At 68.3% G+C, this 3,271-nt stretch carries 2 protein-coding genes; both read right to left on the bottom strand.

Annotated elements, in window-relative coordinates; all coding sequences use genetic code 11:
- Positions 1-848: beta-ketoacyl synthase N-terminal-like domain-containing protein (locus WA788_RS35115; protein WP_335984456.1), on the bottom strand; the 848-nt coding region annotated here is incomplete at its 3' end.
- Between the two features lie 38 nt (positions 849-886).
- A partial coding sequence (locus WA788_RS35110; RefSeq protein WP_335984453.1) for a type I polyketide synthase occupies positions 887-3,271 on the bottom strand: 2,385 nt, incomplete at its 5' end.

Below are 3,271 nucleotides of genomic sequence, written 5' to 3'. Positions count from 1 at the left end.
TCACGCGCAACCGACAACCGCTCCAGCACCAGCACACCGACACCCTCACCCCACCCCGTGCCATCAGCCGCCTCCGCAAACGGCTTGCACCGCCCATCAGCAGCCAACCCCCGCTGCCGCGCGAATTCCAGGTACGCACCTGGACTGACCATCACCGTGACGCCACCGGCCAGCGCCAGCGAGCACTCCCCGGACCGCAGCGCCTGTGCCGCCAAGTGAATCGCCGTCAACGACGACGAACACGCCGTATCAATCGAAACCGCAGGACCCTGCAACCCCAACGCATACGCCACCCGACCCGACGCCACACTCGCCATGGTCCCGGTCATCCCATAGCCACCGGCACCGTCCTGCCCCCCGACGCGGTAGCCGGAGGTGATGATGCCGGCATAGACACCGGTGTCGGTGCCCCGCAACGACCCCGGCGTGATGCCCGCGTCCTCCAACGCCTCCCAGCACGTCTCCAGCAAAACCCGCTGCTGAGGATCCATCCCCAACGCCTCACGCGGACTGATCCCGAAAAACTCCGCATCGAACCCACCCGCACCCTCCAAGAACCCACCCACCCGGGCATAACCCACACCCCCGTCACCGGAATCCGGGTCCGGCAGGCCCGCCACGTCCCAGCCGCGGTCCGCCGGGAACCCCGACATCGCATCGGAGCCCCCCGCAACCAACCGCCACAAGCCATCCGGGCTCTCGGCACCGCCCGGGAAACGGCAACCCATTCCCACAATGGCCACCGGCTCGCGAATACTCTCCTCAAGCCTTCGCAGTCGGTTCTGCAGTTGCCGACCGTCATTGATGGCCCGCTTCAGATAGTCCCGAAGCTTTTCTTCCTCGGACATGTGTGTAGGTGCTCCTGTCTCGCCGGCAGACAATTCAGCTACTTGTCGAACCCACGCTCGACCATCTGATACAGATCCTCGTTCGTGGCAGAGTCCAGGTCGTCCTGGTCGTCCGCCTCTGATCCCTGCGCCCGCCAGTCCGCCATGAGGGCATACAACTGTTCCGTGATCCGCCCGCGATCGGCATCGTCGAGGGACACAGCCGACAACACAGCGCGCAGACCGTCCAGATCCGCCAGGGCACTCTCAATGACGCCGGGTTGGCGCGGTACCAGCTGGTCGTGCAGGTGCCGGGCGAGTTCGAGGGGAACAGGGTGGTCGAAGACCAGGGTGGCGGGGAGAGTGAGCCCGGTTTCGCTCACCAGTCGGTTGCGGAGCTCCAGCGCGGTCAGTGAGTCGATGCCCATGTCACGGAAGGCCCGCTGTGGATCGATGTCTCCGGGCCGGGCATGGCCCAGGACAACGGCCGCGGCTGCCTGGACAGTCGCCAGGAGTTCCTGCACCTGGTCCGCCGGACTGAGCGCGGCCAACCGGGCCGCCAGGCCATCCGCATCCGCGGCCACGGATGCGGTCGGGCGGGCGGGAGCGCCTCCGGCCAGACTCCGCAGCAGTGCGGGCACCGGCCGACCTCCACGAGACAGCCCCGTCAGGTCGACGCGGGTCGGGACCGCCAACGGCGCACCCCACGCGGAAGCGGCCTCGAACAACGCCAAACCCTGCTCCGTCGTCAACGGCTGAACACCGCCACGGCGCAGACGAGACCGACCCGCGCCCTCCAGTTGCTCGGTCATCTCCGAGGTCTGTTCCCACAGCCCCCACGCCAACGACTGAGCGGCCAGGTGCCGTTCCCGGCGATAGACAGCCAACGCGTCCAGGAACGCGTTCGCCGCCGCGTAACTGCCCTGCCCCGCGCTGCCCATGACCGCCGCAGCCGAGGAGTACAACACGAACCCGGCCAGTCCCATGTCCTCGGTCAGCTCGTGCAGGTTCCACGCCGCGTCAGCCTTCGCCGACAGCACCGGCAGCATCCGCTGGGGCGTCAACGACTCCACGGTGGCGTCGTCGATCACCCCTGCGGCGTGCACCACCGCCGTCAACGGACGGTCGACCGCAATCTTGGCCAAGACCGTGGCGAGAGCGTCCCGGTCGGCGGCATCTCCGGCCTCCACCCGGACCTCCGCGCCCAGCTCAGCCAACTCCGCGACCAGACCAGCCGCGCCCGGCGCCGCCGGGCCACGCCGCGACAACAACACCACATGCCGCATGCCACGCACGGTGACCAGGTGCCGGGCCAACTCCCCACCCAGAGTCCCCGTCCCACCGGTGACCAGGACGGTGCCCTGCGGGTCCCAGGCGGCGGGGACGTTCAGCACGACCTTGCCCACATGCCGGGCAGCTTGCAGATGACGCAATGCCGCGACCGCCTGCGACAACTCGAAACACGTCACCGGCGGCGGCTTCAATATCCCGGCCTCGAACATCACCCCGAGCTCAGCGAGCATCTCCCCGACCCGCGGCACACCCGCGTCCATCAGGTCGAATGCCTGGTAGACCACTCCCGGGTATGCCTGGGCGACCTGCTCGGGGTTGCGGATATCGGTCTTGCCCATCTCGACGAACCGCCCACCACGCGGCAACAACCGCAACGACGCGTCCGTGAACTCCCCCGCCAGAGCATTGACGACCACGTCCATACCCGCACCACCGGTCACGGCCAAGAACCGCTCACAGAAAGCCAGATCACGCGTCGAGGCAATGTGGCTCTCATCGATGCCCATCGCCCGCAACGCGACTTGCTTGGCCGGACTCGCGGTGGCGAAGACCTCCAAACCCCATTCCTGAGCCAACTGCACCGCAGCCGTGCCCACCCCGCCGGTCCCGGCATGGATAAGGACTCGCTGACCCGGGCGGGCCTGGGCCAGATCCCGCAGCGCATAAAACGCGGTCATGAATCCCACCGGCACGGATGCGGCCTGCTGGAACGACCACCCCCGCGGCACCGCAGCCACCAGCCGACTGTCCACCACCCCCACCGACCCCCACCCCGGCACCAGACCCATCACCGGCTCACCCACAACCAGGCCGGTGACTCCGGGACCGGTCTCCAGGACCACGCCAGCGCCTTCCCCACCGAGCATCCGGCCGTCCGCAACCATTCCCAGCCCGGCAACCACATCGCGGAAGTTCACACCCGCCGCCCGCAGACCCACCCGCACCTGACCCGGCAACAACTCAGCGCCCGCCTCGGGAGCATCGACCACAGCAGCACTGCCCAGATCACCCGGCTCCGCCACCTCCACCCGCCAACCCGAACCACCAGGCAACACCAACTCACCCGACCCGGCCCGGACCAGCCGACGCCCGAACGCCGCCACAGTCCCATCCCCGGAACTGATGCGGACCTCGGGTTCATCAGCGCCCAA

Origin of the sequence: Streptomyces sp. CA2R106, assembly GCF_037034245.1 — a bacterium.
Classification (GTDB): Bacteria; Actinomycetota; Actinomycetes; order Streptomycetales; family Streptomycetaceae; genus Actinacidiphila.
This window is presented reverse-complemented; position numbering and strand designations above follow the sequence as displayed.